Source organism: Komagataeibacter kakiaceti JCM 25156 (assembly GCF_000613305.1).
This window is the reverse complement of sequence record NZ_BAIO01000453.1, coordinates 1-1,904: the sequence shown is the minus strand read 5'-3', so window position 1 is coordinate 1,904 and position 1,904 is coordinate 1. Positions and strand designations below refer to the sequence as shown.

General features: G+C 66.2%; 1 protein-coding gene. It reads right to left on the bottom strand.

Annotation, left to right across the window (positions count from 1 at the left end; all coding sequences use genetic code 11):
- On the bottom strand, window positions 1-1,888 hold a 1,888-nt coding region (locus tag JCM25156_RS15170), incomplete at its 3' end, for a M16 family metallopeptidase (protein ID WP_025813748.1).
- Window positions 1,889-1,904 lie beyond the last annotated feature (16 nt).

Genomic DNA, 1,904 nt, shown 5'->3' with positions numbered 1-1,904 from the left:
CGATTGTCGTCAGATCAGGCCGGTAGGCCGCCGCCCAGAAGGCCCGGCAGTCCGCCCAGCTCAGTTTCATGATCCGTGCCGGATCGGGCTGGCGCAGCGACGGGTCGCCCGGGGGCGAGACGGCGGCCTGCACCGCGCGCGTGAACAGATAATCGGGCGAATGCAGCAGCCCGGACACGGATGCGGCGGTATTGGCGCGCACGATCCTGAACGCGGATTCGGGCAGGGCGGGATGCAGTTCATTTTCCGCCAGCAGGTCCAGCCCGCGTGCGAAATCGGGGGTCAGCACGCTCAGGCTGAAATCCGCCCCGGCACTTTCGGTGGCGGCAATATCGTCAAACGCCTTTTGCAGCCCGATCCGGTCATGGGTGGTGCTGCCGTAACGGAACAGTTCATCGGTAATATCGGCAATGCCTTCCTTGCCCGGCGGCTCCTGCATGTCCTCGTTCTGGCGGATCGTGCCGTACAGGTTGATGGTATGGCTGACCGAAGCCGGGCGTACGATCAGCCGCAGCCCGTTGGGAAGCGTGAAGGTGGCGGGCGTGCCCACTGGTACCGGGGGATGGAGCGCAAGCAGGCTGTCATTGGCCCATTGTGGCAGGGCGACCGGATGGTCCGGCGCGCTGGCAAAGGATTCTGAGCCGCCAAACCCCTTGTCCGTGACTGGATGGCCACCATCACGCGGGGTCAGGATGGCGGTGATGGACTGCTGGGGGTCCAGCACCTGCCGCGCCAGGCGGTTGACATCTTCCGGTGTCACGGTGGCGAAGGCGGTGGCTTCATCATCCGGGGATTGCAGGCCCATGACGGCCTGTGCTTCCGACCAGCTTTCCGCCAGCCCCGAAATGCTGTTGGCGGCAAAGCCAAGCTGGGCCAGTTCCTTGCGCTTCGCGGCTTCGACCAGGTCGGACGGCACGCCATTTTCGCGCAGCGTGCGCAGGATTTCCTTCATGCGCGCCTGTAGCGGGGCGGGGGAGCCGCCATTGGGGAACGCGGCGATGGCGATACCGATGCCCGCATCCGCCTTGGTCACGAAATCGAAGCTGGCCAGCAGGGCGCGCCCCTGCGGCACCAGTTCGTACAATGCGCCGCGCTGGCTGGACAGGACATCGGCCAGTATGCGCGCGGCGGCGTAATCATGGCTGTTCTGGCCCGGCATGCGGCTGGCGATGGCCACCAGCCCGACCGGATAATCGGTCGGAAAACGCAGGGTCTGCGCATGGACGGGGCCGGGGTGGATTTCAGGCCGGGGCGGGAGCCTGCGGGCCGGAATGGAGCCAAAGGCCGCGCGGACCATATCCAGCGTTGCGGTGGGGTCCACCGCGCCGGTTATGACCAGGATCGCGTTGTTGGGCGCGTACCAGTCCCGATAGAAACGGCGCAGCATGGCCGTGTCGGTCCGGTCAAAGGACGCGCGCGTGCCCAGCGCGTCATGGTCATAGGGCGTGCCCGCGAACAGGATGGATTGCAGCCGGGCCAGGTAGACATAGCCGGGGCTGGACAGATCGCGGGAGACTTCCTGTTCGATCGCGCCGCGTTCATGGGCCCAGTCCTCGGCCGCCAGTGTCAGCCCCTTCATGCGCAGGGCTTCGATATGCAGCAGCACATCCAGATTTTCGGCTGGCGCGGTATAGAAGAACTGCGTCACGTTTTCCGTGGTATCGGCATTGTAGCTGCCGCCCAGCCTGGCCCCGATGGCGGCCATCTGGTCACGGTCCAGCCCCTGGCTGCCCCGGAACATCATGTGCTCCAGTGCGTGCGCCGTGCCGGGAAAACCTGCGGGGGCGGCGGCCGAGCCCGCAAGGTAGCTGATCTCGGTGCTGACAACGGGGGCCAGGCGGTCGGGCACGATCACGACCCGCAACCCGTTGGGAAGCGTGGTCTGCACCGGTATTTCCCGCTGC